Origin of the sequence: Arsenicicoccus dermatophilus, from assembly GCF_022568795.1 — a bacterium.
In the GTDB taxonomy this organism is placed as follows: domain Bacteria; phylum Actinomycetota; class Actinomycetes; order Actinomycetales; family Dermatophilaceae; genus Arsenicicoccus; species Arsenicicoccus dermatophilus.
In genome coordinates this window covers 107,177-132,236 of the sequence record NZ_JAKZHU010000003.1, presented here as the reverse complement: position 1 = coordinate 132,236, position 25,060 = coordinate 107,177, and the positions used below count along the sequence as shown (strand labels likewise).

General features: G+C 73.2%; 24 protein-coding genes, 1 other RNA gene and 2 pseudogenes. 21 read left to right on the top strand and 6 right to left on the bottom strand.

Annotated features, from left to right (window positions below; all coding sequences use genetic code 11):
• Positions 1-974: 974 nt before the first annotated feature.
• Positions 975-1,336: a transfer-messenger RNA gene (gene ssrA / locus MM438_RS15080) on the bottom strand.
• 401 nt (positions 1,337-1,737) lie between these two features.
• Positions 1,738-2,226: pseudogene (locus tag MM438_RS15075) on the bottom strand (hypothetical protein); the annotation flags it as partial.
• Between the two features lie 64 nt (positions 2,227-2,290).
• On the opposite strand from MM438_RS15075, the gene MM438_RS15070 reads away from it, so the two are divergent.
• Positions 2,291-2,662: a roadblock/LC7 domain-containing protein gene (locus MM438_RS15070; RefSeq protein WP_241454227.1), complete on the top strand. Its 372-nt coding sequence runs from the start codon at positions 2,291-2,293 to the stop codon at positions 2,660-2,662.
• Between the two features lie 48 nt (positions 2,663-2,710).
• Here the strand turns inward: MM438_RS15070 and MM438_RS15065 are convergent, their stop codons facing one another.
• A complete protein-coding gene (locus MM438_RS15065; protein WP_241454225.1) occupies positions 2,711-3,250 on the bottom strand; it encodes an SRPBCC family protein in 540 nt (179 codons plus the stop codon).
• Between the two features lie 162 nt (positions 3,251-3,412).
• Here MM438_RS15065 and MM438_RS15060 point away from each other — a divergent pair, with 162 nt between their 5' ends.
• The 8 genes from MM438_RS15060 (at position 3,413) to MM438_RS15020 (ending at position 9,154) form a co-directional block, all read left to right on the top strand.
• Positions 3,413-3,628, top strand: a complete 216-nt coding sequence (locus MM438_RS15060) for a hypothetical protein (protein WP_241454221.1) — start codon at positions 3,413-3,415, stop codon at positions 3,626-3,628.
• Between the two features lie 80 nt (positions 3,629-3,708).
• A complete protein-coding gene (locus tag MM438_RS15055) occupies positions 3,709-5,016 on the top strand; it encodes an FUSC family protein (protein ID WP_241454219.1) in 1,308 nt (435 codons plus the stop codon).
• The gene (locus MM438_RS15050) at positions 5,013-5,795 is read left to right on the top strand and encodes a class I SAM-dependent methyltransferase (RefSeq protein WP_241454217.1); all 783 of its coding nucleotides are present in this window, start codon (positions 5,013-5,015) and stop codon (positions 5,793-5,795) included. The genes MM438_RS15055 and MM438_RS15050 overlap by 4 nt, the downstream gene beginning before the upstream one ends.
• 3 nt (positions 5,796-5,798) lie before the next feature.
• The gene (locus MM438_RS16480; protein WP_277628467.1) at positions 5,799-6,764 is read left to right on the top strand and encodes a hypothetical protein; all 966 of its coding nucleotides are present in this window, start codon (positions 5,799-5,801) and stop codon (positions 6,762-6,764) included.
• 92 nt (positions 6,765-6,856) lie between these two features.
• The gene (locus MM438_RS15035; protein WP_241454214.1) at positions 6,857-7,294 is read left to right on the top strand and encodes a DUF6918 family protein; all 438 of its coding nucleotides are present in this window, start codon (positions 6,857-6,859) and stop codon (positions 7,292-7,294) included.
• 111 nt (positions 7,295-7,405) lie between these two features.
• A complete protein-coding gene (locus MM438_RS15030) occupies positions 7,406-8,155 on the top strand; it encodes an ANTAR domain-containing protein (protein WP_241454212.1) in 750 nt (249 codons plus the stop codon).
• A gap of 3 nt (positions 8,156-8,158) precedes the next feature.
• A complete protein-coding gene (locus MM438_RS15025; protein WP_241454211.1) occupies positions 8,159-8,794 on the top strand; it encodes a DUF305 domain-containing protein in 636 nt (211 codons plus the stop codon).
• A 96-nt stretch (positions 8,795-8,890) separates the two neighbouring features.
• The gene (locus tag MM438_RS15020; RefSeq protein WP_241454209.1) at positions 8,891-9,154 is read left to right on the top strand and encodes a DUF2277 family protein; all 264 of its coding nucleotides are present in this window, start codon (positions 8,891-8,893) and stop codon (positions 9,152-9,154) included.
• A gap of 284 nt (positions 9,155-9,438) precedes the next feature.
• Here the strand turns inward: MM438_RS15020 and bioB are convergent, their stop codons facing one another.
• Positions 9,439-10,743: a biotin synthase BioB gene (bioB, locus tag MM438_RS15015; protein ID WP_241454207.1), complete on the bottom strand. Its 1,305-nt coding sequence runs from the start codon at positions 10,741-10,743 to the stop codon at positions 9,439-9,441.
• Positions 10,744-10,836: 93 nt separating this feature from the next.
• On the opposite strand from bioB, the gene MM438_RS15010 reads away from it, so the two are divergent.
• From MM438_RS15010 to MM438_RS15000, 3 genes are all read left to right on the top strand, one after another.
• On the top strand, positions 10,837-11,403 hold the full coding sequence (locus tag MM438_RS15010; RefSeq protein WP_241454203.1) for a TetR/AcrR family transcriptional regulator C-terminal domain-containing protein: 567 nt from the start codon (positions 10,837-10,839) through the stop codon (positions 11,401-11,403).
• A 258-nt stretch (positions 11,404-11,661) separates the two neighbouring features.
• A complete protein-coding gene (locus MM438_RS15005; protein ID WP_241454199.1) occupies positions 11,662-12,525 on the top strand; it encodes an aminodeoxychorismate lyase in 864 nt (287 codons plus the stop codon).
• A gap of 8 nt (positions 12,526-12,533) precedes the next feature.
• On the top strand, positions 12,534-12,842 hold the full coding sequence (locus MM438_RS15000) for a hypothetical protein (protein ID WP_241454197.1): 309 nt from the start codon (positions 12,534-12,536) through the stop codon (positions 12,840-12,842).
• Between the two features lie 45 nt (positions 12,843-12,887).
• Here the strand turns inward: MM438_RS15000 and MM438_RS14995 are convergent, their stop codons facing one another.
• A complete protein-coding gene (locus MM438_RS14995) occupies positions 12,888-14,204 on the bottom strand; it encodes an MFS transporter (RefSeq protein WP_241454195.1) in 1,317 nt (438 codons plus the stop codon).
• A 31-nt stretch (positions 14,205-14,235) separates the two neighbouring features.
• On the opposite strand from MM438_RS14995, the gene MM438_RS14990 reads away from it, so the two are divergent.
• The 7 genes and pseudogenes from MM438_RS14990 to MM438_RS14960 all read left to right on the top strand — a co-directional run bounded on the left by MM438_RS14990 (position 14,236) and on the right by MM438_RS14960 (position 20,372).
• Complete coding sequence (locus MM438_RS14990) at positions 14,236-14,865, top strand: sugar O-acetyltransferase (protein ID WP_241454193.1); 630 nt, start codon at positions 14,236-14,238, stop codon at positions 14,863-14,865.
• 85 nt (positions 14,866-14,950) lie between these two features.
• Complete coding sequence (locus tag MM438_RS14985) at positions 14,951-15,886, top strand: DUF389 domain-containing protein (protein WP_241454192.1); 936 nt, start codon at positions 14,951-14,953, stop codon at positions 15,884-15,886.
• A gap of 143 nt (positions 15,887-16,029) precedes the next feature.
• Positions 16,030-17,310, top strand: a complete 1,281-nt coding sequence (locus tag MM438_RS14980) for an AI-2E family transporter (RefSeq protein WP_241454190.1) — start codon at positions 16,030-16,032, stop codon at positions 17,308-17,310.
• Positions 17,311-17,527: 217 nt separating this feature from the next.
• Positions 17,528-18,673, top strand: a complete 1,146-nt coding sequence (locus MM438_RS14975; RefSeq protein WP_241454188.1) for an acyl-CoA dehydrogenase family protein — start codon at positions 17,528-17,530, stop codon at positions 18,671-18,673.
• A gap of 54 nt (positions 18,674-18,727) precedes the next feature.
• Positions 18,728-19,045: pseudogene (locus tag MM438_RS16865) on the top strand (SDR family oxidoreductase); the annotation flags it as partial.
• Positions 19,042-19,830 carry a 3-oxoacyl-ACP reductase FabG gene (gene fabG, locus MM438_RS14965; RefSeq protein ID WP_241454186.1) on the top strand — a complete coding sequence of 263 codons (789 nt, stop codon included), beginning with the start codon at positions 19,042-19,044 and terminating at the stop codon, positions 19,828-19,830. The pseudogene MM438_RS16865 and the gene fabG, both read left to right, overlap by 4 nt.
• 86 nt (positions 19,831-19,916) lie before the next feature.
• On the top strand, positions 19,917-20,372 hold the full coding sequence (locus MM438_RS14960) for a MaoC family dehydratase (protein ID WP_241454184.1): 456 nt from the start codon (positions 19,917-19,919) through the stop codon (positions 20,370-20,372).
• A gap of 198 nt (positions 20,373-20,570) precedes the next feature.
• Here MM438_RS14960 and MM438_RS16860 read toward each other — a convergent pair whose 3' ends face one another.
• The gene (locus MM438_RS16860; RefSeq protein WP_241454182.1) at positions 20,571-22,295 is read right to left on the bottom strand and encodes a diguanylate cyclase; all 1,725 of its coding nucleotides are present in this window, start codon (positions 22,293-22,295) and stop codon (positions 20,571-20,573) included.
• A gap of 405 nt (positions 22,296-22,700) precedes the next feature.
• On the opposite strand from MM438_RS16860, the gene MM438_RS14950 reads away from it, so the two are divergent.
• A complete protein-coding gene (locus MM438_RS14950; protein WP_241454179.1) occupies positions 22,701-23,477 on the top strand; it encodes an alpha/beta fold hydrolase in 777 nt (258 codons plus the stop codon).
• Entirely contained in the window at positions 23,474-25,048 is a 1,575-nt protein-coding gene (locus MM438_RS14945; protein ID WP_241454177.1) for a Mur ligase family protein, read from the top strand. The genes MM438_RS14950 and MM438_RS14945 overlap by 4 nt, the downstream gene beginning before the upstream one ends.
• Positions 25,049-25,060: the final 12 nt, after the last annotated feature.

Below are 25,060 nucleotides of genomic sequence, written 5' to 3'. Positions count from 1 at the left end.
CGGGCCTTCTTGGGCACGCCGGATCGATTGATGTGCTTCATGACGAGTCCCTGTTCGCAGAGGCAGGCACGCTTCAGCCACCTGGCGAGGGCGACGATGAAGACGAGCCTCAGGCTCCAGCTCCGAACCGGTAGGGGCCGGTCGAGGGATCCGCCGGCGTCTGGCTTCGTGGGCGGCCGTGGGCGGCGGCCATGAGGGGCTGGTGAGCCCGGCCCCAGGGGGGCGATCGCCGTGGAGCCGAACGAGCACCGTCGAGCCGGGCTCGGTCTTCGCACCCTGCCCTGCGACCCGAGGCATTGCGCGGAAGACCTCCGACACGTCGATCCAGCAGGACAAGCGGTTGTTGCGCCCCATCGTCGTCCCCATCGAGAACCCCGGCCAGCCGCGGGATCCCCCAGGCGCCCGGCTCGTTGGCCAGGGCATGACCGCCCGCAAGATCACCGAGGCGACCTTCGAGTCGACCATCCAGGACAACGACATCGTCCTCTTCGACTTCTGGGCCGCCTGCCGGGGCCGTGCCGCCAGTTCGCCCCGGTCTTCGAGGCTGCGTGGGACACGCACAAGGACGTGGTCTACGGCGAGATCGACACCGAGGCCGAGCAGGTCTGGCGTCGATGCAGATCACCTCGATTCCCACGATCATGGCCTTCCGCGAGGGTGTGCCGCTGGTCATGCAGACCGGCGCCCTGCCGGCCGCGCTGGAGGACCTGATCTCCGATGCTCAAGGCGCTCGACATGGAGACCGTCAAGCGCGAGTATGCCGAGCAGCTCGCCACGCACCAGGCCCAGCAGGGCCAGACGGGCACCTCCCCCACCGACATCCCCGGCCTGTGAGCTCCCGGCCCGGGACGGTCGATCCGGGCCGCCGACCACCACTGAGGACGAGCGGCAGGGATGACGAGGGCCCACCCCGGCGAGCGGGTGGGGCCCTCGTCACCCCTGACGGTCCACGGCGTGACGTGCCTGACTTCTGGTGGTGGAGGTGGCGGGAATCGAACCCGCGTCCGCCGACGACGCACCAGGGCTTCTCCGGGCGCAGTGCGCTGAGGATTTCTCGGCCCCAGGGCTCGCGCGCACACGTCCCCTGACAGGCCCAGTCGAGAAGGAGTCCCGCGCGCCGTCCCGACGCCGGCGCGCAGCAAGACTAGTTGATGCCGAGCACGAGGAGGAGGACTGGGCCTCGGTCGAGGACTTCGGGCTCGCTCCGGCGGCGAGGGCGAAGTCCGAGATGCGCTGGAATTGGCACCTATTGGTTTGCTGAGGGCGTTAACGAGACCTCAGCATCCTCGGCCCGCTTCCCCTGGCAGATCGACCGACGTCGAAACCGATCACCCCATGGGACGGGCACGTCACGCTGTGGACTTGTCAAGCAGCGCCGGGCGGACCCGGCCAGACCCGTGAGTCTACCCGGCGCAACGAGGCGGGCACGACCGAGATTCCCGGCCGTGCCCGCCTCGTCGGTCAGCGCCCGCGCAGGTAGCTCTCCAGCACGGCGAGGTTGTCGGAGTTGAGCCAGTGCACGCCGGCAGCCTTCTCGGCGTTCCAGACGTTGCGGCGCTTGGCGGCCGTGGCCGGGTCGTCGAGGTCCGGGGTGCCGTAGAACCGCAGCGTGTAGCCGTGTTCCTGGGCCTTGGCGGCATAGGCCTCGAGGCGGGCCTTCTCGTCGGCCGGGATCGGGTAGCCCCCACGCCAGGTGAAGGTCTCCCACCAGTCCCCGCTGACCATGGGCATGAGCTCGGCGGACAGGGTGATCGTGATGATGAACCCGGTGGCCACGAAGCCGAGCAGGGTGAGCACCAGCAGCTTGCTCGGCCAGTAGGACAGCAGCTTCTGCAGCATGGACAGCGAGCCGTCGCCGTGCGGGCTCTCGACCGCCACCCGGCGATACATCGGCAGGGCGCCGAAGAGCGTGATGAGCACCAGGACCAGGGTGGCGATGGGGGCCAGCGACCCGGCGGCGAGGGCCGCGATGCCGGGTTGGTAGCCGAGCGTGGAGAAGTAGTCGACGCCGGTCAGGCACATGACCTTCCACCAGGCCTGGACGTCGTCGTGCTGCTTGGCCTCGGCCTCGCGCTCGTAGAACCCGCCCGGATCGGCCTCCTCGGCGTCGAGGAACCACCTCAGGAAGCGGGAGCGCTGCTTGGTCGCTGTCACGATCGACCAATGTAGGGCCACCGGCACCCTCTCGGGCGCATCGTGACCTTTCCCTGATCGGTCACCGCCCATCGAGGTGGCCCGGTGGGTAGGGTGCGGGACGCAGGGTGCAGGGCCGGGAGCAGGAGGGGGACCGATGGCGGACGTCGAGCGGACGATGCAGGACTGTCTGGGCATCGAGGGTGCCCTCGGTGCGGCGCTGGTGGACCAGAGCAGCGGTATGGCGCTCGCCACGGCCGGCTCCGGGGACTGCGTCAACCTGGAGGTCGCGGCGGCCGGCAACAGCTCGGTGGTGCAGGCCAAGAACCGCACCCTGGAGGACCTGGGGCTGGACGACCAGATCGAGGACATCCTGATCACCCTCGGCCGGCAGTACCACCTCATCCGGCCGATCTCGAGCCGTGAGGGGCGGGGGCTGTTCCTCTACCTGGTGCTCGACAGGCAGCGCTCCGACCTGGCGACGGCGCGGCTCCGGCTCACCCGGATCGAGCAGGACTTCCGGCTCTGAGCGACTCGCTGCGCGGGAGCTCGCAGGGGTGGTCCCGCGTCCCGGTGGTCACCGGTGCTGGTTGGCGAAGACCACGTCGTACCCGTCGCGCAGCTGCGCCCATCCGTAGTGGCGCGCGGCCTCCTGCCCGACGGGCCGGCTCACGTCGTGACCCGCGGCCCGCGCCTCGAGCCCGGCGAGGCACAGGTGCCACCCGGCGGCGAGCGAGCTGGCCCGGGTCGGGTCGGCGAGCTCCTGGCGCAGGGTGATCCGCGAGCCGTGCTCGCGGGAGGTGATGCTCCAGCGCAGGACGTCGCCGCCCCAGCGGTGGACGAGCTCGCGGGGCGGCTCGGCGGTGAGCACCTCGGCGTCGACGGGCTCCTCGTCGGGGCGCTCGCGGCTCGTGGCCGGCCCGGCGGCGTCCAGGCGGCGGTCGCCGACCACCGGGGACCAGGTGGCGCTGAGGGCGGGGTCGACGAGGAGCTCCCAGGCGTCCTCGGGGCCGACCGGCAGCTCGTGGACCATGGTGAGCGTCGGCACCCCCTCGGCGGTGGTGAGCGTGGCGTCGACGGTGCGGGACTCGACGTAGCCGATGAGCAGGTCGTTCACGACGTCCTCCGGGGTGCGGGCGGCGGTGTGCGGTCATTGTGTCGCGTCCGGCGGGGTCGTGCCCGTGTGCTTTGCCTCACGATGCCCGTCAGCGGTGTTCCGGGGCGCGCGCCGGTGGCCTCACACTGGTGGCCGGACGACCTACTCGACGAGGAGGCCCTCATGGGCAAGTACGACCTGCAGACCACCAAGATCGGTGAGCTGCTCCAGGACCCCGAGGCCGTGGCGATCTTCGACAAGCACGCCCCCGGCCTCACCTCCCACCCGATGATCGGCATGGCCAAGGGCATGAAGGCCGAGAAGGCCATGAAGATGGCCTCGGGCAAGATCCCGCAGGACCGCCTGGACAAGATCGTCGCGGAGATCTCCGCGCTCTGACCCGCGACGGGACGCACGACACGAGTCGCGTCCCGGGCCTGTCGCTGCCGCACGGCCGTCATCCATGCCAGCCTGGTGGCATGACCGCACCCCGCATGCCCGACCTCGGTCCGGGCAGCGGGGTGCGGCGTCTCCTGCGGCGGGTCTGGCCCGGTGGTCCTAGGACCTGGGCCGCCCTGCCTCGGCGGCTGCGTCCCACGGCGATGCACACCGGCCGGCTGACGGTGGCCGGGGTGCTCGGCTACGTGCTGACCGTGCTGCTCACCGACGGCACGGTGGACCTCACCGGGGCACTCACCGCGCTCCTGGTCTGCCAGGCGTCGACCCTGTCCACGATCCGGATGGGGATGGTGCGGGTCGGCGCCGTCGTCACGGGCGTCCTCGTCGCGGTGCTCATCTCCAGCCAGGTGGGGCTGACCTGGTGGTCGCTCGGCCTGGCCATCGCGACCTCGCTGCTGCTAGCCAAGGTCTTCCGGCTCGGCGACCAGGCGTTGGAGACGCCGATCTCCGCGATGCTCATCCTGTCCGCGGGCGGGCAGGAGATCGCGGTGGCGACCCGGCTGATCACCACCCTGATCGGGGCCGGCGTCGGGGTAGGCATCAACCTGGCCTTCCCGCCGCAGATCCCGACCCGCGCCGCCATCTCGTCGGTGCGCTGGGTGGCGGTGGAGCTGGCCGACGGCCTGGACCGGATGGCGGAGGGCCTGGCCCTGGCGCCCGTCCTGCGCGCGGACGTGGAGCGCTGGCTGGACTCGGTGCGCCGGGTGAGCGGGTCCATCGCGCGGGCGAGCAACCTGGTCGAGACCGTCCGGGACGCGCGCAAGCTCAACGCCCGTGCCCTCGGATCCCGCAGCCTGGAGCCGCCGCTGCGCTCCGGCCTGGACCGGCTGGAGCAGTGCCAGACCGGGCTGCGCAACCTGCTGCTCCTCATGGTGGAGGCCGCGCCGGAGGGGTTCACCCGCGACGACGGCTACGGCGAGGACGTCCGGGTGGCCTTCAGTGTGGTGCTCTCCGACGTGGCCGAGTGCCTGCGGACCTTCGGCGACCTGGTGGCGGCCGAGGCGCGCGGAGACGTCGACGAGGTCGAGCGGCAGCTGGAGCAGGCACTGGAGACCCTGGGCGAGACCCGGGCCGTGCTCACCGAGCTGATGATGGTGGATCCGGCCGAGACGGGACAGTGGATGCTGCGGGGTACGATCCTGGCAGGCGTCGAGCAGGTGCTCGTGCTCCTCGCCGTCGGGGTCCGCCGACGCGAGCGGGAGCGATGGCCCGGTGCCCCACCGGCCGCCGCCCTCGTGCCGCTCGTGCGTGAGGCCCTGCCCGACTGGCGGGGACAGCGGCGGTCTTCCCGGCCTACGCAGCGAGCCCGGTCCCAGGAGCCCTCGTGACACATCCAGCCTCACCGTTGGCCCCGACCACGCAGCCGCCGCTGCCGACCTGGGCAGCCGACCTGCTCCGCACCCCGCCGCACCGGGTCGTGGGCCGGGTCTGGTCGACCACGCCCGGCCTGTCTGCGCAGCACACCCCGCGCGACCTGGCTGCGGAGGGTTACGACCTCGTCGGAGTCTCCCGTGGCTACCTCCGCACGGCCTGGGGTCTGGACCCGGTCGACCAGCGGTCCTTCGCCCGGGCCGCCCTGTGGTCCCGGCCCGGCCCGATGGTGGACCTCGCGTGCGGCGGGCTGACCGCGACCGCCGACCTGTATGCCGCGGCCCGGCGGCCCCTCCTGCTCGTGGACCGGTCCCTGTCGATGCTGCTGCGAGCCGAGGAGCGCCTCGCCCGCCGCGGGGACGTGGTCCTGCTGCACGCCGACGTCGACGAGCTCGAGCTGCGCCGGCAGGGCGCGGACACCGTGGCCTGCCTCGGCATGCTGCATCTCGTCGACCGGCCGGCGGACCTCGTGGGCCGGCTCACCCGGTGGGTCCGCCCTGGCGGGACCGTCCATCTGTCCAGCCTCACCCTGGGCCGCAGCGGCAGCGACCTGCTGCTGGAGGCCCTGGCACGCGCCGGAGAGCTGGCCCCGCCCCGCACCCAGGACGAGCTGGTCGCGGCCCTCGGGCTGCCGCGCGCGCGGGTCGTGCGGCGTGGCGCGATGTCCTTCGTGGACGCCGTGGTGACAGGTCACCCCCTCGATGCGCGCGATGCGCGCGGCCCGGCTACGGTCTGAGGCATGGGTCCACAGGACGACGAGCGTCGGCGCCGCGAGCAGCGGCGGGCTCTCGAGCGCTCTCGGCGAGGACACCCTGTCGGTCGTGAGCTGCCGGGCGGCGGTATGCCGGGGAACGGCCTGCCCCCGGTCGTCGAGCACCTGACGTCCGTGGCCGCGCAGGGCACCCCCCTGGACCTGATGCTGGAGCTGTCGTCGCTGCTCCACGAGATGGACCAGGTCCCCGTCGGGGTCGTGGCCGGCACCTCGCAGCCGGCGTCCACGCCGCCGGACCCGTCACGTCCGGACTCCGGGCAGCCGCCGCATCCGGCGGCCTCGGGTCGCGCCCCGACCCACCCGGCGGCCTCGGGTCGCGCCCCGACCCACCCGGCGGCTTCGGGCCGGGCCCCCTCCCACCCGGCGGCCTCGGGCCGCGCCCCGACCCACCCGGCCGCCTCCGGGGGGCAGGCCCCGGCCCGCTCCCAGCCTGCCGATCCTGAACCGGGCCCCGTCGGGGCGACCCGGCACGACCGGGCGACGGCGCCGGCGACGGACGTCGGCCCGGAGGCGTCGCCCGACGACGACACGCTGCCCGAGCTCGACACCCGCTGGCTCGTCGGGACCGTCATCGACCACGAGTCCCCTGCCACCACCGTGTGTCTCGCCGTCCTGGAGCACCTGCTGCACGACGAGGTGCTGCGCGCGCGGGTGCGGCGCGAGCTGCGGCTGCGGATCGACCAGGTGCCCGGATGGGCCGCCCACCTCGACGACCTCGTCCGGCTGCGGGGCGTCCGCGAGGGCATCGCGCGCATCGAGCTGAGGCAGCCGGAGGACGACGCGCTGGTGGGTATCCTGCACGCGCGGCTCGACGACGCGGGCCGTCCCGTGGGTGCCGTGATCACTCCGGGGAGCCCGGTTGCGGACTGGCCGCACTGTGCTCCGCTCGTGCGCTGGGGGGTGGAGGTCGCGAGCGCCGCCACGGACCACTAGGTTGGGGCCTGCCCGCACGACGCGGGCACGGCGCCAGGGGGGACCTCTGCAGTCCCGGGCGCCAGCTCATGTCCATCACTGGAAGGCCACGCATGACCACATCCCTGCCCGAGACCCTGCTCGACCCTGCCCGCCGCGACACCGCGGTCGACACCCTCACCGGTGTCGTCGACGCGGAGATCGCCGACAAGAAGGGCGTCAGCGGCACGGTTCTCAAGACGGCATACTCCGCCGTGAAGAAGATCAACGACGGCATCGTCCGCAAGGCCGTCGACGCCATGCTGCCCGACGCGGCCGCTGCTCTGCAGCCGCTGTGGGCGACCCGCGGCACCACGCCCTTCGGCGAGCACCTGGCCGCCAACTCCTCGCAGGCCGCGGACGCGCTCCTGGCCGTCTCGGACAAGCGTGCGGCCAACCCCAAGCACGCGGCGATCGCCAAGGTCTACAACGGCGTTCGCCCCAAGGCCAAGGAGCACGTCGAGGCTGCTCTCCCGCGCGTCGGCGCGGCCATCGAGACCCTCGCGTCCTGATCGCGTCCCGGGCCCGGTGAAGCACCTCCACCGGGCCCGGGTAGCCTCGGCGGCGTCAGGTGACGGCGCACTAGGATGTCGTCACCATCTGTCGACGAGCGGGAGTGCAGCATGACCACGGTCAAGGCCGAGCCTGCCGCGGTCTTCGCGGAGCTCGCCACCTTGATCCACGGTCAGGCCGCTCCGCAGGCGATCTACCAGGCTGTCGTCACCGCAGCGGTCTCCCTCGTCGCCGGGTGCGACCACGCGGCGCTGATGCTCGTCGACGCCAAGGGGCGGTTCTACACCGCGGCGGCCACCGATGACGTCGCCATCGCCGTCGACGACCTGGAGCTGGCGCTGGCCCAGGGCCCGTGCGTCGACGCCATCCTCGACGAGGCCTTCCAGCACGACCCGGACCTGTCCGACGGCACTCCCTGGCCCGAGCTCGCGGCCCGGGTGCTGTCCGAGACGCCGGTGCGGGGCATGATCGGCTACCGCCTCCTCCTGGACGAGCAGAAGGTCGGCTCGCTCGACCTGTTCTCCGACACCCCGCACGCCATGGACCAGGCCGCCGCCGATCAGGGGGCCGTGCTCGCCTCCTTCGCCTCCGTCGCCGTCATGGGGGCGCGAGCGCAGGACACCACCACCCATCTCGAGCGCGCGCTGGGCACGTCCCGTGAGATCGGCAAGGCCATCGGGCTGCTCATGGCGGCGCACCGGGTGGACGACCAGAAGGCCTTCGAGATCCTCCGCAAGACCAGCCAGGACCTCAACATCCGCCTGGCCACCCTGGCCGAGGAGATCGTCACGGGCCAGCGGGTGCAGTACGTCGCGCACAAGGCCCCACGCACCGGGTCGTCCCCCGAGAGTGAAGGCTGAGTGATGGCTGCGTCGTCGCGCCTGGGCGGACCCGCCCGAGTCCTGGCCCCGCTGGCGCTCTCCCTGGCGCTCGCGGGCTGCGGTGGCCCACGCCAGCCGGTGCTGGAGTCCGCCGCCGAGCCGACGCCGACGCCGCCGGCCACCCGCACGTCGTGGCCGACTCCCGCCACGCAGCGGGAGCGCGACCTGGCCTTCTTGTCCGCGATGGTCCCGCACTGCAACCAGACCCACGACGTCTCCCGGATCGCCCTGAGCGAGCACGACGCGTCACCCGACGTGCAGTGGCTGGCTCGCCGGCTCCTGGACGACCAGCACCCGCAGGTGGTGCGGCTGCGCGAGCTGCTGGGCCGGCGTGGCGCGAGCGTCGTCCCGGTGGGGGAGCAGGCGCCGGTCCCCGGCCGTATGTCGGAGCAGGACGTCACCGAGCTGCTCAGGCTCCGGGGCACCGACTTCGACCGCCGCTGGCTGGAGCTGATGATCACCCACGCCGAGGGGGCCTCGCGCCTGGCGACGACGATCGAGCGGGCCTCCACCGACCCCGAGGTCCGCGAGGTCGCCCGCGACACGGTGAACAGGTCGCGTGCTGCGCTCGGCGAGCTGCACGAGCTCCTGGCCCGCCCGGCGGTGGCGCAGTCCTGATCGGTCGTCACGCTGCGTGCCTCAGGGCTCGGCTGGATGGCTGCACTGTCTCGGATCGCCGTTCGACGGGGACTGGCTCGTCGCTACCGTCGACGCATGCGCCGCATCGGTCGAGCAGTGCCCGGCACCGACCAGAGCGCCACGACCGCAGATGCTCGCGCCGTGGCGCTGCAGTACGTGCGCCGGCTCACCGGGCGGGCCAAGCCGCGCCAGGGTGACGAGGAGGCGTGCTCCCGGGCGGTCGAGGACATCGCCCTCGCGACCGCGACCCTCCTGGACAGCTTGGGGCACAGCCCCACACCAGCGGGTCCGGGCGGTCGCTCCTGCGAGGTCGTCGAGCTACGCCGCACCGCCGGCTGACCGGCTCTCGCACCGTCGTCTGACCGGCTCCTGCGCCGCCGGTCGGACCGCCCTCGTCGTCGCCTCGGGACCACGGTGACCTGCCTGTCGTCTCGCGGACAGGGCACCGTCGCACCCGGCGGCGTCGAGGTCCCGTCGACGCCCCGACATCCCGCCGACTGCGCGCCTGGTCGTTCGTCGACCGGTTGTCGCAGGGCGGTGGTCCCGCTTCCTGGCACCGGCCACCGTGCTCGGCAGCCGGGGGCGCGGCGCGGTGAGGCTGAGCCCCACCGCACCCCGACCGGTCAGGCGTTGGCGGGCAGCTCCGTGCCGGCACCGCGCTTGCGGGGGGTGACCACCGGACCGTCGAAGGCCGCCACGGCGGAGAAGCCGCTCTGCGCCTCCTCGTCCGTGGAGGAGGCCGCGCGCCCCGGGGCGGCGGTGTCGCCGTCGTGCGGGTGACCCTTCCCGTGCGGGCGGGTGTCGCCGTGGCCGCCGCACCCGCCACCTGCGGAGCCGCACCCTCCGCAACCGTCGCCGGACGAGCCGCAGCCGCCCGCAGGCGCCGGCTCGGCATACGCACCCACGTCGACCTGGTCCAGGCTGTCCGCCCAGTCGTCGGGAGCGCCCTCGGGCACGAAGCCGTTGTCGCGCAGCATCTCCAGGTCCGCGCGGCCGGGCGCACCCTCGCTGGTGAGGTAGTCGCCCAGGAAGATCGAGTTGGCGATGTGCAGACCCATCGGCTGCATCGAGCGCAGGTGCACCTCGCGGCCCGCGGCCATGCGGATCTCGGTGTCGGGGTTGACGAACCGGATCATCGCCAGGATCTTGAGGCAGCGCTGCGGGCTGATCATGCCCTTGCCCGCCATGGGCGTGCCCTCGAAGGGAAGCAGGAAGTTGACGGGGATGGAGTCGGCCCCCACCTCGCGCAGGGCGAAGGCCAGGTCGACGAGGTCCTCGTCGGTCTCGTCCATGCCCGCGATGAAGCCGGAGCAGGCGGAGAGCTCGGCCAGGTGGGCCTTGCGGACGGTGTCGACCCGGTCGGCGTAGGTGTGGGTGGTGCAGACCTCGTCGTACTTGGACTCGGCGGTGTTGAGGTTGTGGTTGTAGGCGTCGACGCCGGCGGCCTTGAGCCGGTCGCCCTGGTTGCCCTTGAGGAAGCCCAGGCAGGCGCAGACCTCGATCTCGGGGTCGGCCTCCTTGATCGCCTCGACGATGCCGGTCACCTTGTCGATGTCCCGGTCGGAGGGACCGCGGCCGCTGGCCACCAGGCAGACCCGCTTGGCGCCGCCGTGGATGCCGGCGGTGGCCGCCTCGACGGCCTTGTCCTTGCTCAGCCAGGAGTACTTGAGCACGTCGGCCTCGGAGCCGCGGGCCTGCGAGCAGTAGGAGCAGTCCTCGGGGCACAGGCCGGACTTGAGGTTGACCAGGTAGTTCATCTTCACGCGGTTGCCGAAGAACTCGCGGCGCACGCTGCCCGCGGTGGCGACCAGGTCGAGGACCGCGCTGTCCGGCAGGGCGAGGACGGCGAGGGCCTCGTCGCGCGAGCACGACTCGCCGCGGCGGCCGCGAGCGGCCAGGTCCTGCAGGTCGATGGTCTGGGTCGGCATGGGGTCTCCCTCGACATGAACGGCGTTCAATGAACAGCGTTCATGTTAACTAGGGGGGTCCGGTCCGTCGACGCGAGGGGGAGGTGGGGGCCTGTGCCGCTGACGAGGGACGAGGTGCTCGCCGTGGCCGTGGCGACCCTGGACGCCTACGGCTTCGCGGACCTGTCGATGCGCAAGCTCGCGGGCGCTCTCGAGGTGCAGCCGTCCGCGCTCTACTGGCACGTCGCCAACAAGCAGACCCTGCTGGCCGCGATCGCGGAGAGCTGGCTCGGGTCGGTGCCCGCCCCGGACGCGACGTCCGCCTGGGACGAGCAGGTGCGGGCCTGGGCGCACGGGCTGCGCGGCGTGCTCACGGCCCACCGGGACGGGGCCGAGCTCGTCGCCTCGGTGCTGGCCATGCGGGCCGAGTCGGTGGACCCGACGCGCGGGCTCGTCGCGGTGCTCCACCAGGCCGGGCTGCGGGCGCCGGCGGCCCGGGCGGCCGCCGCGACCGTGCTGCACTTCGTGATGGGGCACACCGTGGACGAGCAGGGGCACGCGCAGATGCGGGCCTTCGGGGTGGCGCCGGCGACCGGGGGAGTTCCTGACGACCCGGACGAGCGGTTCGACTACGGCCTGGAGCTGCTGGTCGAGGGCATCCGCAGCCGCCTCCCCGCCTGACCCGACTCGCCCGCTCAGGGACGCAGCTGGTGCTCCGGCAGGGTCGGCGGGGCGCAGGGCGAGCCGCGAGGAGGTCATGGCCGCCGCCTGTCGCCGAGGTCCGCGCCGCCACGTTCCCCTGCTGGTGGGGTGCGGGCGGCGTGTCGCGGCCAGCAGGGGCACGTGGTGGGCGCGGCGGGTGGGGATGGGCGGTGTGGTGGGGACGCCGCTCCGTGGTGGCGGGTTTGTGTCCCAGGTCTCACGGCATACGGTCTGGGCATGACTGATGCGCACCAGGTCGTGGCCGTGCTCGGCCGCGGAGTCGTGGCCCCCACCGATCCGGTCGCCGGGGCCGACGACCTCGGGCTGACCCGCGGCGACGGCTGCTTCGACGCGACCCTCGTCGAGTGGGACGGCGAGGGCTGGCTGGTCCACGACCTCGACGAGCACCTCGACCGGCTGCGGCGCTCGGCCGACGCGCTCGGGATCGACGGTCCCGACGACGACGACTGGATCGGCCTGGTCGGCGACGCCCTGCAGGAGTGGACCGGCGGGGACGAGATCGGCCTCAAGCTGCTGCTCACCCGCGGCGACGAGCACCGCGCCGGCAGCCCCCTCGCCGTCGTGACGCTCACCGAGGTCGACGAGACCACCCGGCGCCAGCGTGGCGGGATCACCGTGGTCACCCTGTCGCGGGGGATGCCCAGCGATGCCTTCGCGGACGCGCCGTGGCTGCTCGGCGGGGTCAAGACCATCGCGTATGCCGTGAACGTCGCCGCCAAGCGCGAGGCGTCCCGGCGCGGCGCGGACGACGTGATCTTCACCAGCAGCGACGGATTCGTGCTCGAAGGGCCGACGTCGGCGGTGCTGTGGCTGCGGGACGGGGTGCTCACCACCACGCCGACCGGGGCCACCGGGATCCTGGCGTCGATCAGCCGGGCCAAGGTCTTCGCCCAGGCGACGGCCGCCGCGGGGTGGCGCTGCGAGGAGCGGCTCGGCGCCGTCGACGAGCTGCTGGCCGCCGAGGGCGTCTGGCTGGTGTCGTCGGTCCGCGGGATCGCCCCGGTGACGGCCGTCGACGGCCGGGCGGTGGCCCAGGACGAGCGGGCGACCGCGATCCTGCGCGAGCTCAACGGCTTCTGAGGGTTGGTATGCCGTCGTACCGGATCACCCTCGACATCCTCGACGTCCTGCCGGGGCACGCGCCGCCGGAGGTGCTGGAGACCGCGGTTCGCACGGTCCGGGCGACCCACGTGGTGGAGGCGGACGGGCTGGACGTCGTGGGCGGGATGCCGCGGATCTGGGTGCGGTTCACGGTGGACGCGAGCGGACGCGACGACGAGGAGCACGACGCGCGGATGGTGCGGGCGCGGGTCGTGCACGCCGTCGCGCAGGTCGCCCGCTGCCGCAACGGCCGCGCGGCGCGGCGGGTCCGGGACCGCTGGGTCCCGATCGCCTGAGCGCGCCGGTCGCCGGTCGTGCGAGGGCGGCTCCGGCTGTGCCGGTCAGCGTCGGCGCAGCCGCTCCAGCAGCGGCCCGAACTCCCGCGACAGCGCCTCGCTCCAGGTCGGCACCACCACGCCCTCGTCCTGCGCCCAGCGGCGCCGGGCCCGGGAGCGGGTGACGTAGAGCGCCGCGAGCAGGGCCACGCCGATGGGCACCTGGGTGGCCATGGCGAGCCGGAAGTCGTGCAACGTGTAGGGATGTCCGCCGGCGGAACGGTCGAGGACCAGACCGATCGTCAGGATCGAGACGAGGCCGGCCACGAAGGACCCCATGATCACCACGCCGGTGGCCGCGCCGAGGCGGTGCGAGGGCGTGAAGGTGCGCGCGAAGTCGAAGCCGATCCCCGACCCCGGGCCGCCCGAGGCCAGACCCACGACGAGGACGACGAGCAGCCACAGCGGTGCCCGCCCGGGCCACAGCAGCACCGCCACCCAGGGCAGCAGGTTGACCAGGGCGATGCCGATCGCCAGGTTGCTGCGGCGCAGGGGGTGGCGCTGGGTCAGCAGGCCGAGGACCGGACCGATCACCAGGCCGAGGACCACGAGGAGGGTGAGCAGCCCCGAGGCCGTCTCGCGCGAGAGTCCCTCGCCCTGCACGAGATAGGGCACGCCCCACATCATCGCGAAGCACAGCGACCAGAAGCCCGTCGCCCCGTGCGTGAACATGCCCAGCCAGGTGCCGGGGTGGCGCAGCACGGCGGTGACCTCCCGCTGGATGGGCTCCCGCTCGTGCGGCGCGATGGCGGGCGCGCCGGCCGGGCGGTCCTGGAGGAGGGTGGCGGCGAGGACGCAGGACAGGGCCGCGGCGACGGCGGCCGCGCCGAAGGCCGTCGACCAGCCCGGCCCGTGCAGCAGCGCGGCGAGCGGGACGGCGGCGAGCACCTGCCCGGCCTGACCCATCAGGCCGGTGAGCTGGGTGATCAGCGGGACGCGCGCCGCGGGGAACCACGCGGGCACCAGCCGGATCACCGACCCGAAGGTCATCGCGTCGCCGGCGCCGACCAGCACGCGAGCGGCCATCGCGGTGGGCACGTCGTGCGCCGTCGCCATCAGCGTCTGGCCCACCGCCATCAGCAGGGCGCCGATCGTCACCATGCGCCGCGTGCCCAACCGGTCGAGCGCGACCCCCACCGGCACCTGCAGGCCGGAGTAGACGAGCAGCTGCAGCACCACGAAGCTCGCGATGATCCCCGCCGGGGCGTGGAAGCGGGCGGCGGCGTCGATCCCGGCGACCCCCAAGGAGGTTCGCTGCAGCACCGCCGCGGTGTAGGCCGCGACCCCGACTCCCCAGACCACCCAGGCGCGCGTGTTCGTCACACCTCAGTGTCTCGCGGATAGTCTCCTGCCCGTGACGAATGCCCAGCCCACTAACCCTGTCGAGCCGCGGACCTCCTCCGCCGAGCCAGGCGCCGCCGTCGACCCGCACGACGGTCGCACGATGCGGGAGCGTCGGGACGCAGGCGACCTCTATCGGGTGGACGAGGAGCTGGGCGGGCTGCTGCGCCGGGCCACGGAGCTCGTGGAGCGGGCCAACGCGCTGCCGTCCGACTCGCCCGAGCGGCGGGAGGTGCTCACCGAGCTCCTCGGGACGTATGCCGAGGGCGCGCACCTGCGGGCTCCGGTCTACGTCGACTACGGCGACAACCTGCACGTGGGCGCCGGGACCTTCGCGAACTTCGGGCTGGTCGCCCTCGACGTGGCGCCCGTCCGGATCGGCGAGCGGGTCCAGATCGGCCCCGGCGTCCAGCTGCTCACGGCCACCCACCCGCTCGACCCCGTCGCCCGCGGGGAGGGCTGGGAGGCCGCCGAGCCGATCACGATCGAGGACGACGTGTGGCTCGGGGGCGGGGCGCTCGTGCTGGCGGGCGTCACCGTCGGCCGGGGGTCCGTGGTCGGGGCGGGCGCCGTGGTGACCAAGGACGTGCCGCCCGGCGTGGTCGTGGTGGGCAACCCCGCCCGCGTGGTCCGCACCGTCTGACCGGAGGGTCCGCCCGGCGCTCGTCCTCCCGGCCTACCTGCGTCCGCAGCTCAGGACGTGCCCGCCCATGGGCCACCATGGACGCATGCTCGTCCACCTGCGCCTCGTCGCGCCGCCCGACCTCGCCGACGAGGTCACCGGCATCCTGCTGCGTGACCCGCACACCACCAACGTCACTCGCGCCCGCGACGCCAGCCTGCGCCCCCGCGGCGACCTGATCGGCGCCGACGTGGCGCGCGAGTCCGCGGACCGGCTGCTGGACGAGCTCGCCGCCACCGGGCTGTGCGACCGTGGCGGCATGTCGGTCACCGACGTGGCGGGCACCCTGTTCACCGAGGCCGAGCGGATCGAGCGGGAGGCGGCCGGGGCCGCGGACGACTCGGTGATCTGGCGGATGGTGCGGGCCGAGGCCGAGTCGATGGTGGAGCCGTCGGCGAGCTACCTCACCTTCCTCACCCTCGCGACCGCGCTGGCCTCGGTCGCGGTGATCACCGACTCCCCGATCCTCGTGGTCGGGGCGATGGTCGTCGGCCCGGACTTCGGCCCGGTGGGGGCGATGTGCGCCGGGATCGCCCTGCGCGACCTGCGGCTGGTCCGGCGCGCGCTGTGGCTCCTGGTGCGCGGCTTCCTGCTGGCGATCGCGATCGTCACGGTCGTGGCGCTGCTCGGACGTCTGCTGGGCGTGGTCGACGCGCAGATGGTGACCCGGGAGCGGCCGATGACGGCGTTCATCTATCGCCCCGACCTGTGGTCCTTCGTCGTCGCCCTGCTCGCCGGGGCGGCCGGGACGCTCGCCATGACCGCGGACAAGTCCAACACCATGGTCGGCGTCTTCATCTCGGTGACGACCGTGCCGGCGGCCGGCAACCTGGCGCTGGCGCTCGCGGTCCTCGACCGTGGCGAGGTCGTCGGGTCGCTCGCGCAGCTGGGCGTCAACCTGGTGGGCATGGTCGTGGCCGGGACTGCGACGATGCTGCTGCAGCAGCTCGTGCTGCGCCGACAGACGGGCGGCCACGCCTGAGGCGCCTGAGCCGTGACACCTGACGGGTCGGACGGCGAGGTCACGGTCCGGGATCGACGCCGTGGCAGGCCCCTGAGCAGGACGCCGATGAGGCACGCTAGGGACGCACCGCCCGCCCCGAACCCCAGGAAGGCCTCCCGACGATGGATGCCCGCCCCGCCGACCCCACCGAGACCGTCGTGCCGGACCCGCCCTCCGCGGCGGTCGGGGGCGCCGGTGCCACCCGGCTGACCCCCGCCGAGGCGCGCGAGCTGGTCCACCAGGCCAGCCTGGAGCGTGCCGAGCGGGTCGCCCGCCGGCTCGACGAGGACGACGACACCCCGCGTCGCCGTGGTGCGATGCCGCGGATGCTCGTCATCCTGGTGGGGTGCGCGGCGGGCTTCATCGCGCTGCAGGGGCTGACGGCCTACCAGTCGTTGATCGCCCCGGCCTTCCTCGCCCTCAACTTCATGATCGCGGCCTATCCCCTCAAGTCCGCCCTCACCCGGCGCAACGTGCCCGAGTGGCTGGCCTCCGTCGTGATGGGCCTGGTGGTCTTCGCCGCGGTCATCCTGTTCTTCTGGGCGATGGGTTGGGCGGCGGTGTCGCTCGTCAACGAGATCCCGCACTACGCCTCGAAGTTCCAGAGCTACTACGACACGACGCTGGGCGAGCTGAGCAAGCTCGGCCTGGACCAGAACAAGCTGGAGAAGCAGCTGCAGGGCGTCGACCCGCAGAGCGTGATGGGTTACGTCACCACGGTGCTCAACAGCCTGCAGTCCATCACCGGGCTGCTCGCCGTCGTCGTGATGATGCTGTTCTTCCTGATGATGGACGCTGCCGGCTGGGGCGCCCGGATGGACGTCGCCCGGCGCCACCACCCGCGCGTGGTCGAGGCCCTGGACGCCTTCGGCGGCGGGGTGCGGCGGTACTGGCTGGTGTCGAGCTTCTTCGGGCTGATCGTGGCCGTCCTCAACTGGGGGGCGCTGATCTACCTCGGGGTGCCGCTCGCGGCCGTCTGGGCGGTGCTGAGCTTCCTCACCAACTACATCCCCAACGTCGGCTTCGTCATCGGCCTGATCCCGCCGGCGCTCATGGCGCTGCTCGCCAAGGGGCCGATGACCGCGCTGTACGTCGTGATCGCCTACTGCGTCCTCAACTTCGTCGTGCAGTCGATCATCCAGCCGAAGTTCGCCGGCGACGCGATCGGGGTGACCCCGACGCTGGCCTTCGTGTCGTTGCTGTTCTGGGCGGCGGTGCTGGGGCCGATGGGTGCCATTCTCGCGCTGCCGATGACCCTGCTGCTCAAGGCGATCCTGGTGGACGCCGACCCGAACGCCCGCTGGATCAACGCCTTCCTCGCGGCCGACCACAAGACCGCCGAGACCCCCTCGGTCAAGGACACCGTCGACCCGGACGGGGACCACCCGGACTCGGTGGCCTGAGCTCGGGCGTCGTCGTCCCGAGGGTGGCCCGGCTGGAGGACACGGCCCGTATGCCGGAGCGGACGGCGCCCCGACGGCGGTCCGGACGGTGGACGGCGCGCCCGCTTCCCGCGCGGACATCAGGTCGACGTGAAACAATGGCTACCCGGCAGTAACCTCACCGCCGTACCCCCGAACCGCACGACCGGCACCGCAGCCGCCCACCCAAGGAGACGCCATGGAGCGCACCCTCTACGGCGAGGACCACGAGGCCTTCCGTCAGTCCGTCCGCGAGTTCGTGGAGCGCGCCCTCGTCCCCCGGGCGGAGGAGATGATCCGCGAGCACGTCATCCCGCGCGACATCTGGGAGGAGGCCGGACGGCAGGGCTTCTTCGGCCTGTGCATCCCCGAGGAGCACGGCGGCGCCGGCATCGACGACTACCGCTTCAACGCGGTCTTCGCCGAGGAGGTGGGCCGGTTCACCGCCGCCGCGTCCTCGTGCTTCGGGATCCACGCCGACATCACCGCGCCCTACATCGTGCACCTCGGCACCGAGGAGCAGAAGCAGCGCTGGCTGCCCGACGTCGCCGCGGGCACGAAGATCCTCGCCATCGGCATGACCGAGCCGTCCGGTGGCTCCGACCTCGCCTCCCTCAAGTCCACCGCGGTCCGGGACGGCGACGAGTGGGTCATCAACGGCTCCAAGACCTTCATCACCAACGGCCACCAGTGCGACCTCGCCGTCGTCGCGGTGCGCACCGACCCCACCAAGGGCGCCAAGGGCATCTCGCTGTTCGTCCTCGAGGCCGGCATGCCCGGCTTCACCAAGGGCAACAAGCTCGACAAGGTCGGCCAGGTCGAGTCCGACACCTCCGAGCTGTTCTTCGAGAACGTTCGGGTCACCGACGACCACCTGCTCGGCCCCGAGGGCATGGGCTTCATCGAGATGATGAAGCACCTGCCGCAGGAGCGCCTCGGCAACGCCGTCGCCAACCTCGCCAACGCCCGGCAGATCCTGACCGAGACGATCCAGTACACCAAGGACCGCAAGGCCTTCGGCGCGCCCATCGGCACCTTCCAGCACAACAAGTTCACGATCGCCGAGATGGTCACCAAGGTCGAGGTCACCCAGGCCTTCGTGGACCAGTGCATCGCCGCCCACGCCGACGGCAAGCTCACCGCCGTCGACGCCGCCAAGGCCAAGTGGTGGGCCGCCGAGGTGCAGTGCGACGTGCTCGACGAGTGCGTCCAGCTGCACGGTGGCTACGGCTACATGAACGAGTACCGCGTCGCCCGCGCCTGGCGGGACGCCCGCGTCCACAAGATCTGGGCGGGGACGAACGAGATCATGAAGGAGCTCATCGGTCGGGACCTCGGCCTGTGAGGTCTTCCCTCGACTGACTCCGGGCCGGTCTCCGGCTCGTACGACGGCTTCGCCGGGAGGGACGGGCGCGAGGAGCAGGCTGCCCGCGGCTGCGCGCTCGGGCGGCTCGGCGAGCCCGAGGACGTCGCCGGCGCCGTGGCCTGCCTGCTCGGCGACGACGCCGCTTGGACCACGGGGCACACCATGGTCCGCGACGGCGGCACCACCCTCGTCGACGGCTCCACCAGCGGCGGCCGGGGCACCGACTGGCACGGCGGCCCGGTCTCCCGGAGACTGACCAGCAGCACCCGCCACCCTGCCGAGGACCCGCCCGCGGCGTACGCCCCGGGCACGCCGCACCCCGGCACATCGCTCGACGAGGAGACCCGATGACCACCCACACCGACGCGGCCCAGGGCGTCGCCCCCGAGCGGCGGACCGCCGTGGTGACCGGCGCCGCCCGCGGCATCGGCGCCGCCGTGGCCCGCCGTCTCGCCGCGGACGGGATGGCCGTGGCCGTCCTCGACCTGGAGGCGTCCGCCTGCCAGGTGGTCGTCGACGAGATCACCCAGGCCGGCGGACGGGCGCTGGCCGTCGGGGTCGACGTCTCCGACGAGGCCCGCGTCGAGGCCGCCGTGGAGCGGGTCGCCACCGACCTCGGCGCGCCGACCGTGCTGGTCAACAACGCCGGGATCATCCGCGACAACATGCTGTTCAAGATGACCCTGGACGACTGGGACCAGGTGATGGGCGTGCACCTGCGCGGTGCCTTCCTGATGAGCCGGGCGGCGCAGCGGCATATGACCGAGGCCCGCTACGGCCGCATCGTCACCCTGTCGTCGACGTCGGCGCTGGGCAACCGGGGCCAGGCCAACTACGCCGCCGCCAAGGCCGGCCTGCAGGGCTTCACGAAGACCCTGGCGATCGAGCTCGGGCGCTTCGGGGTGACCTGCAACGCGATCGCGCCGGGTTTCGTCGCCACGGACATGACCCGCGCGACGGCCGAGCGCATGGGTGTGACCTTCGAGGACTTCCTGGAGCGCGCGGCCAGGCAGATCCCGGTGGGGCGCGTCGGCCTGCCCGAGGACATCGCGGCGACGGCGTCGTGGCTGTGCGGCGAGGAGTCCGGCTTCGTGAGCGGGCAGGTGATCTACGTCGCCGGCGGGCCACGCGACTGACCGACCCCGTGAGGACCCCAGCGAGGCCCGGAGCGGGGGACCGAGGGGCAGGGAGCCGCCCGACATACGACGAGAGGAAGCAGTCCATGAAGACGTTCAACGGGGTCCAGGAGATCGTCGCCGCCACGGGCGAGCACCTGGGCTGGTCCGGGTGGCACCAGGTCACCCAGGAGCAGGTCGACCAGTTCGCGGAGGCGACGGGCGACCACCAGTGGATCCACGTCGACCCGGAGCGAGCGGCGCGCGAGACGCCCTTCGGCGGGACCATCGCGCACGGCTACTTCACCCTGTCACGGATTCCGGGGATGCTCGAGGAGGTCTACGAGGTCACCGGCGTGACCATGGGGATGAACTACGGCGCCAACAAGATCCGCTTCCTCACCCCGGTGCGCGTGGGCAAGGCGATCCGGGTCGGCATCGAGCTGACCGACACCGTGGAGACCAAGGCCGGCCTGCAGATGATCCTGACCATGACCGTCGAGGTCGAGGGTGCGCAGCGGCCTGCCTGCATCGCCGAGGTGGTCTATCTCGTGGTGCCGTGATGGCCGCCCGCGGGTCTGGAGCATCGTCGCCGCGGCTGCTGACCTGGGGTGACGACGACGTCACCGCAGCAGGAGACGGGCCTCGGGGAGTGCCCGAGGTGGGGGCAGGAGCAGGAGCGGCGCGAGCCCGGGAGGGTGGCGGCGGTGTCGGAGCCGGTCCTGCACCGGGCACCGACAAGCCTGCGAGCGTCGAGGGGCTCAGCCCGCGGCAGCCTGCTGGGCCGGACCGTGCGGCCGGGCGGGGGCGGCGGGGCCCAGGGTGCGCGACGGCCGCCCCAGGCAGGGAGCCACGCAGGCCCAGACCCGGTCGCCGCCGGCGCGCTTGGCGGCATACATCCGGTCGTCGGCGGCGTGGAGCGCCTGGTCCAGGTCGGGGCGCTCCACCTGGACGACGCCGATGCTCACCGAGATCACCGGTAGCGCCGTCCCGTCGACGTGTGGCGGCAGCGCTTCCCGGGCGACCCCGCGCAGCTCGTCCAGGTCGTCGGCCAACGACGCGGTCGCCCGGCCGTCGGGCGCCGGTGGTCGGACGACGACGAACTCCTCCCCGCCGTACCGCGTGACGAGGTCGGTCGACGGCAGGTGCTCGCGCAGCACCTCCGCGAAGGTCTGCAGCACCAGGTCCCCTGCGGCGTGCCCGAAAGTGTCGTTGATCACCTTGAAACGGTCCAGGTCCAGGAGGGCCACCTGGGCGGGCTGCTCCCGGCTGCCGAGCGCCAGCAGCCCGGGGGCGACGTCGACCAGGTGCTGGCGGTTGTGCAGCCCGGTCAGCGCGTCCCGGGAGCCCAGCTCGCGGATCCGCGCGTGCGCGACCCGCAGCTCGTCCAGCGCCGACTGGCGCTCGGCGAGAGCCTGCTCGAGGGCATCGGCGCGTCCCTGGGCGGCGGCCCGGTCGCGCAGCAGGTGCCCGCGGCGGTGCCAGGCGTCCAAGGCCCGGGCCTGCCGGGTGGCGTCGCCCTCGCGCAGCTGGTCGGTGATCGCCGCCGAGCGCCGGGCAGCGGCCAGCGCGAGGGGCAGGTCACCGGCCGCCTCCGCCGCCTCGGAGAGGGCCTTCTGCAGCTGCACCTCCTCGTAGGCCGGGAGCTGGTCGGTCGGCTGGTCCTGCAGGAGCCGGACCGCGCGGTCCGGGCACCCGTCGCGGATGTCCAGCGCCGCCGTCATCCGGGCCAGGGTGAGGCGCACCATGGGGTTGCGCACCTCCTGCACGTTCGGGGTCTCGGCCAGCAGGGCCCGCGCGGCAGCCAGGTCGCCGCCCAGCAGGCAGGACTCGGCCAGCAGGCAGCATCCTTTGAGGTGGATCTCGGGCCACACGCCGGCGAGGGAGTCGATCGCCTGCCGGAGCCAGGTCCCGGCCTGGTCGAGCTGTCCCCTGCGCAGGGCCATCTCACCGATGTTGAGCTGGATCACCCCGACGAGGGCCGGAGCGTCGACGCGGCGGGCCAGGTCCAGCGCCTCCAGGAACATCTCGGTCGCCCGCTCGTAGGAGTGCATGCTCAAGATGGCGGAGTTCTGCAGCACGCCGGCTCGACCCACCACGTCGCCGCGCGCGGCATACCAGCGCGAGGCCTCGACGAAGCGGTCCTGGGCCTCCTGCTCCAGGCCGAGGGTCGTCAGCACGACCGCGGTGCTCTCCAGCGCTCGAGCGTGCCACAGCTCGCGGTCGTCGAGGCCGGCTTCGAGCACGGCCTCCTCGGCCTCGATCGCCAGGGTGAGCGCGTCCTCCAGCCGTCCCATGGCCCACGCCGCGCGGGCCCGCATCACCGCCGTGATCGGGTGGTCCGGCAGCGCGGCGACCCGCTCGGCGAAGAGCTCGGCCGAGCGGTGCCGCTCCTGCCACACCCGATCCAGGCAGGCGCTCAGGTCCGGGTCGTCCACGGTGGCGCTGGTGCCGCCGCCGGGAGGAGCGGTCGGGGGGGTGGTCACGCGTCCATCCTGCCGCGGCAGCGTGGCGCGTGCCCCACGAGGCGTCTGTTCATTACGCTGCTTGGGTGATAGCGGTCCGTGCGGGAGGACGCGGTCGGCGGCGGGGCGCGGCGCAGGACAGGACCCACGACGGGTCGCTGGTCGCCGTCTCGGGCAGGGGTCCGTCGACCGGCTCGGGGATCGGCGTGGTGCCGGAGCTTCGCCCCGCCACCAGCACGAGGCGCCAGGGGGAGTCCTCGACCTCGGCGGCGCAGCGGTCAAGGAGGCGACGACGCAGGTCCCACAGGCCCGCGGCGACGCTGCGCCGGTCGTCCGGAGAACCCTCCCTGACTCCTCGGTAGGCGTGCGCCCGGCTCGACGCCGGGGGTGCCTGGCCGGGGAGCGGCGCACGCCTAGACTGGCGCGGTGCTGACTACCCTCCTCGACGGCCAGGTGATGGCCGAGAAGCACGGCTCCGGCCATCCTCGCGTCATCGCCCTGCACGGCTGGGCCCGCACCCGCCACGACTGGGCGCCGGTGCTGCGCGACCACGACGCCCTCGCGCTCGACCTGCCCGGCTTCGGGGCCACCGCGCCCCCGCCCGACGGCTGGTCGACCGAGCAGTATGCCGAGCAGCTGCTGCCCCTCCTCGACCCCGCCGCCCCCGTGGTGCTGATGGGGCACTCCTTCGGCGGGCGGGTGGCCGTTCACGGCGCCCGGCTGCGGCCGGAGGGGGTCGCGGGGCTCGTGCTGACCGGCGTGCCGCTGCTGCGTGCGCAGCTCGCCCCGGCGGGCGCCAAGCCGTCCCGAGGCCCGCTCGACCTGCGCGTCGCCAAGGCCCTGCACCAGCGCGGGATCGTGCCCGAGTCCGTCGTCGACCGCTACCGCAAGAAGTACGGCTCCGCCGACTACAACGCCGCCCAGGGCGTGCTGCGCACCGTGCTGGTCAAGGCCGTCAACGAGGACTACACCAGCGAGCTGGAGGCCGTGCGCGCCGCCGGCATACCGACCGAGATGGTCTGGGGGGCAGGAGACACCGCGGCTCCCGTCGCCATGGCGCGCGCGGCCGCCGAGCTCGTCGGCCCCACCGCCCACCTCGACGTCGTGGAGGGGTCCGCCCACCTGCTCGACGACGCCCTCGTCACCCACCTGCGGTCCGCCCTGGACCGCGTCCTCGCCAGCCCCAAGGAGTCCCGCCCGTGATCCTCGACGTCGTCACCTGGGCCGCCGTGGCCGCCGCGCTCGCTGCCGAGGACTCGCGCTGGCTGCGGGTCGCGCAGCGGGAGCACTACGAGCCCGGCCGCGACACCGCCATGGCGCGGCTGTGGACCGAGGTCAAGCCGGAGAACGCCGTGCTGCTCGGCGCCGCCGCCATCTGCATCGGCGCGGGCCTGTGGAGCAAGCCGTTCACCCTCGTCGGGCTCGCCGCCATCGCCGCCTGGCCGCTCGGCCTGCCCGTGCGCGGGACGACCAAGGCGCTCGCGTGGACCGACCGGATGAAGCGGCTCTGCGCCGTGACCGTCGGCCTGCAGCTCGTCCTCGTCGCGGCCGCCGGGCTCGCGCGCGGGCCGTATGCCGCCGCGGTGGTCGCCCTGCTCGCCGTGCCGCTGGTGGACCTGGCCATGGCGATCATGCGGCCGGTGGAGCGGCGGATGGCGCAGAAGTTCGTCGTCGAGGCGCAGGACAAGCTGCGCCGGATGCGACCCACCGTGGTGGCGATCACCGGGTCCTACGGCAAGACCTCGACCAAGCTCTACGTCAACCAGCTGCTCTCCCGCTCGCACGCCGCCGTCGCCTCGCCCGCGTCGTTCAACAACCTCATGGGGCTGTCGCGCACCGTCAACGACCGGCTGGTGCCCGGCACCGAGGTGTTCGTGGCCGAGATGGGCACCTACGGGCCCGGCGAGATCCGCGAGCTGTGCACGGTCTTCCCGCCCACGATCGCCGCGATCACCACCATCGGCGAGGCTCACCTGGAGCGGATGAAGAACCGCGAGACCATCGTGGCGGCCAAGTCGGAGATCACCGAGGAGGCGGCCGTGTCGGTGCTCAACGTCGACGTGCCCGAGCTCGCGGCCCTCGCCGACCGGCTCGAGGGGGTCAAGCGGGTCGTGCGCTGCTCCGCAACCGCGGGGGGCTGGGCCGACGTGGTCGTCGCCCCGCTGGCGGGCGCCTCGGTGGGGGACGCCTCGGGGACCGCCGTCGCGGGCGGCGGCCGCTGGGAGGTCACCGTCGACGGCGAGCACGTCACCACCGTGGACGCGCCGCCCGCCGGCCACCCGATCAACCTCGCCATCGCCGTGGGCATCGCGCGGGCGCTCGACGTGCCCGCCGCGTCGCTGGCGCCGCTGATGATCGACCTGCCGGGTGCGGCCCACCGCGCCGAGCTGCAGCGCGACGAGCGCGGGGTCGCCGTCATCGACGACACCTACAACTCCAACCCCGACGGCGCCGCCTCGGCGCTGCGGTCCGCGCGGGCCGCGGTGGGCGAGGGCGGTCGGATCTGGACGATCACCCCCGGCATGGTCGAGCTGGGCGACCAGCAGGCGGCGCGCAACCGGGCCTTCGCGGCCGACGCGACGGCCATGCCCGACCAGGTGCTGGCGATCACCGGCCTGACCAACCGGCGGGCGCTGCTCGCGGGCGCGCAGGGGCAGCCGGGCGAGGTGCGCACCTATCCCTCGCGGGAGGCCGCGGCCGCCGAGATCATGGCCCAGACCGCGGCCGGCGACGTGGTCCTCTTCGAGAACGACCTGCCCGACCACTACGCCTGACCAGACCGCCTG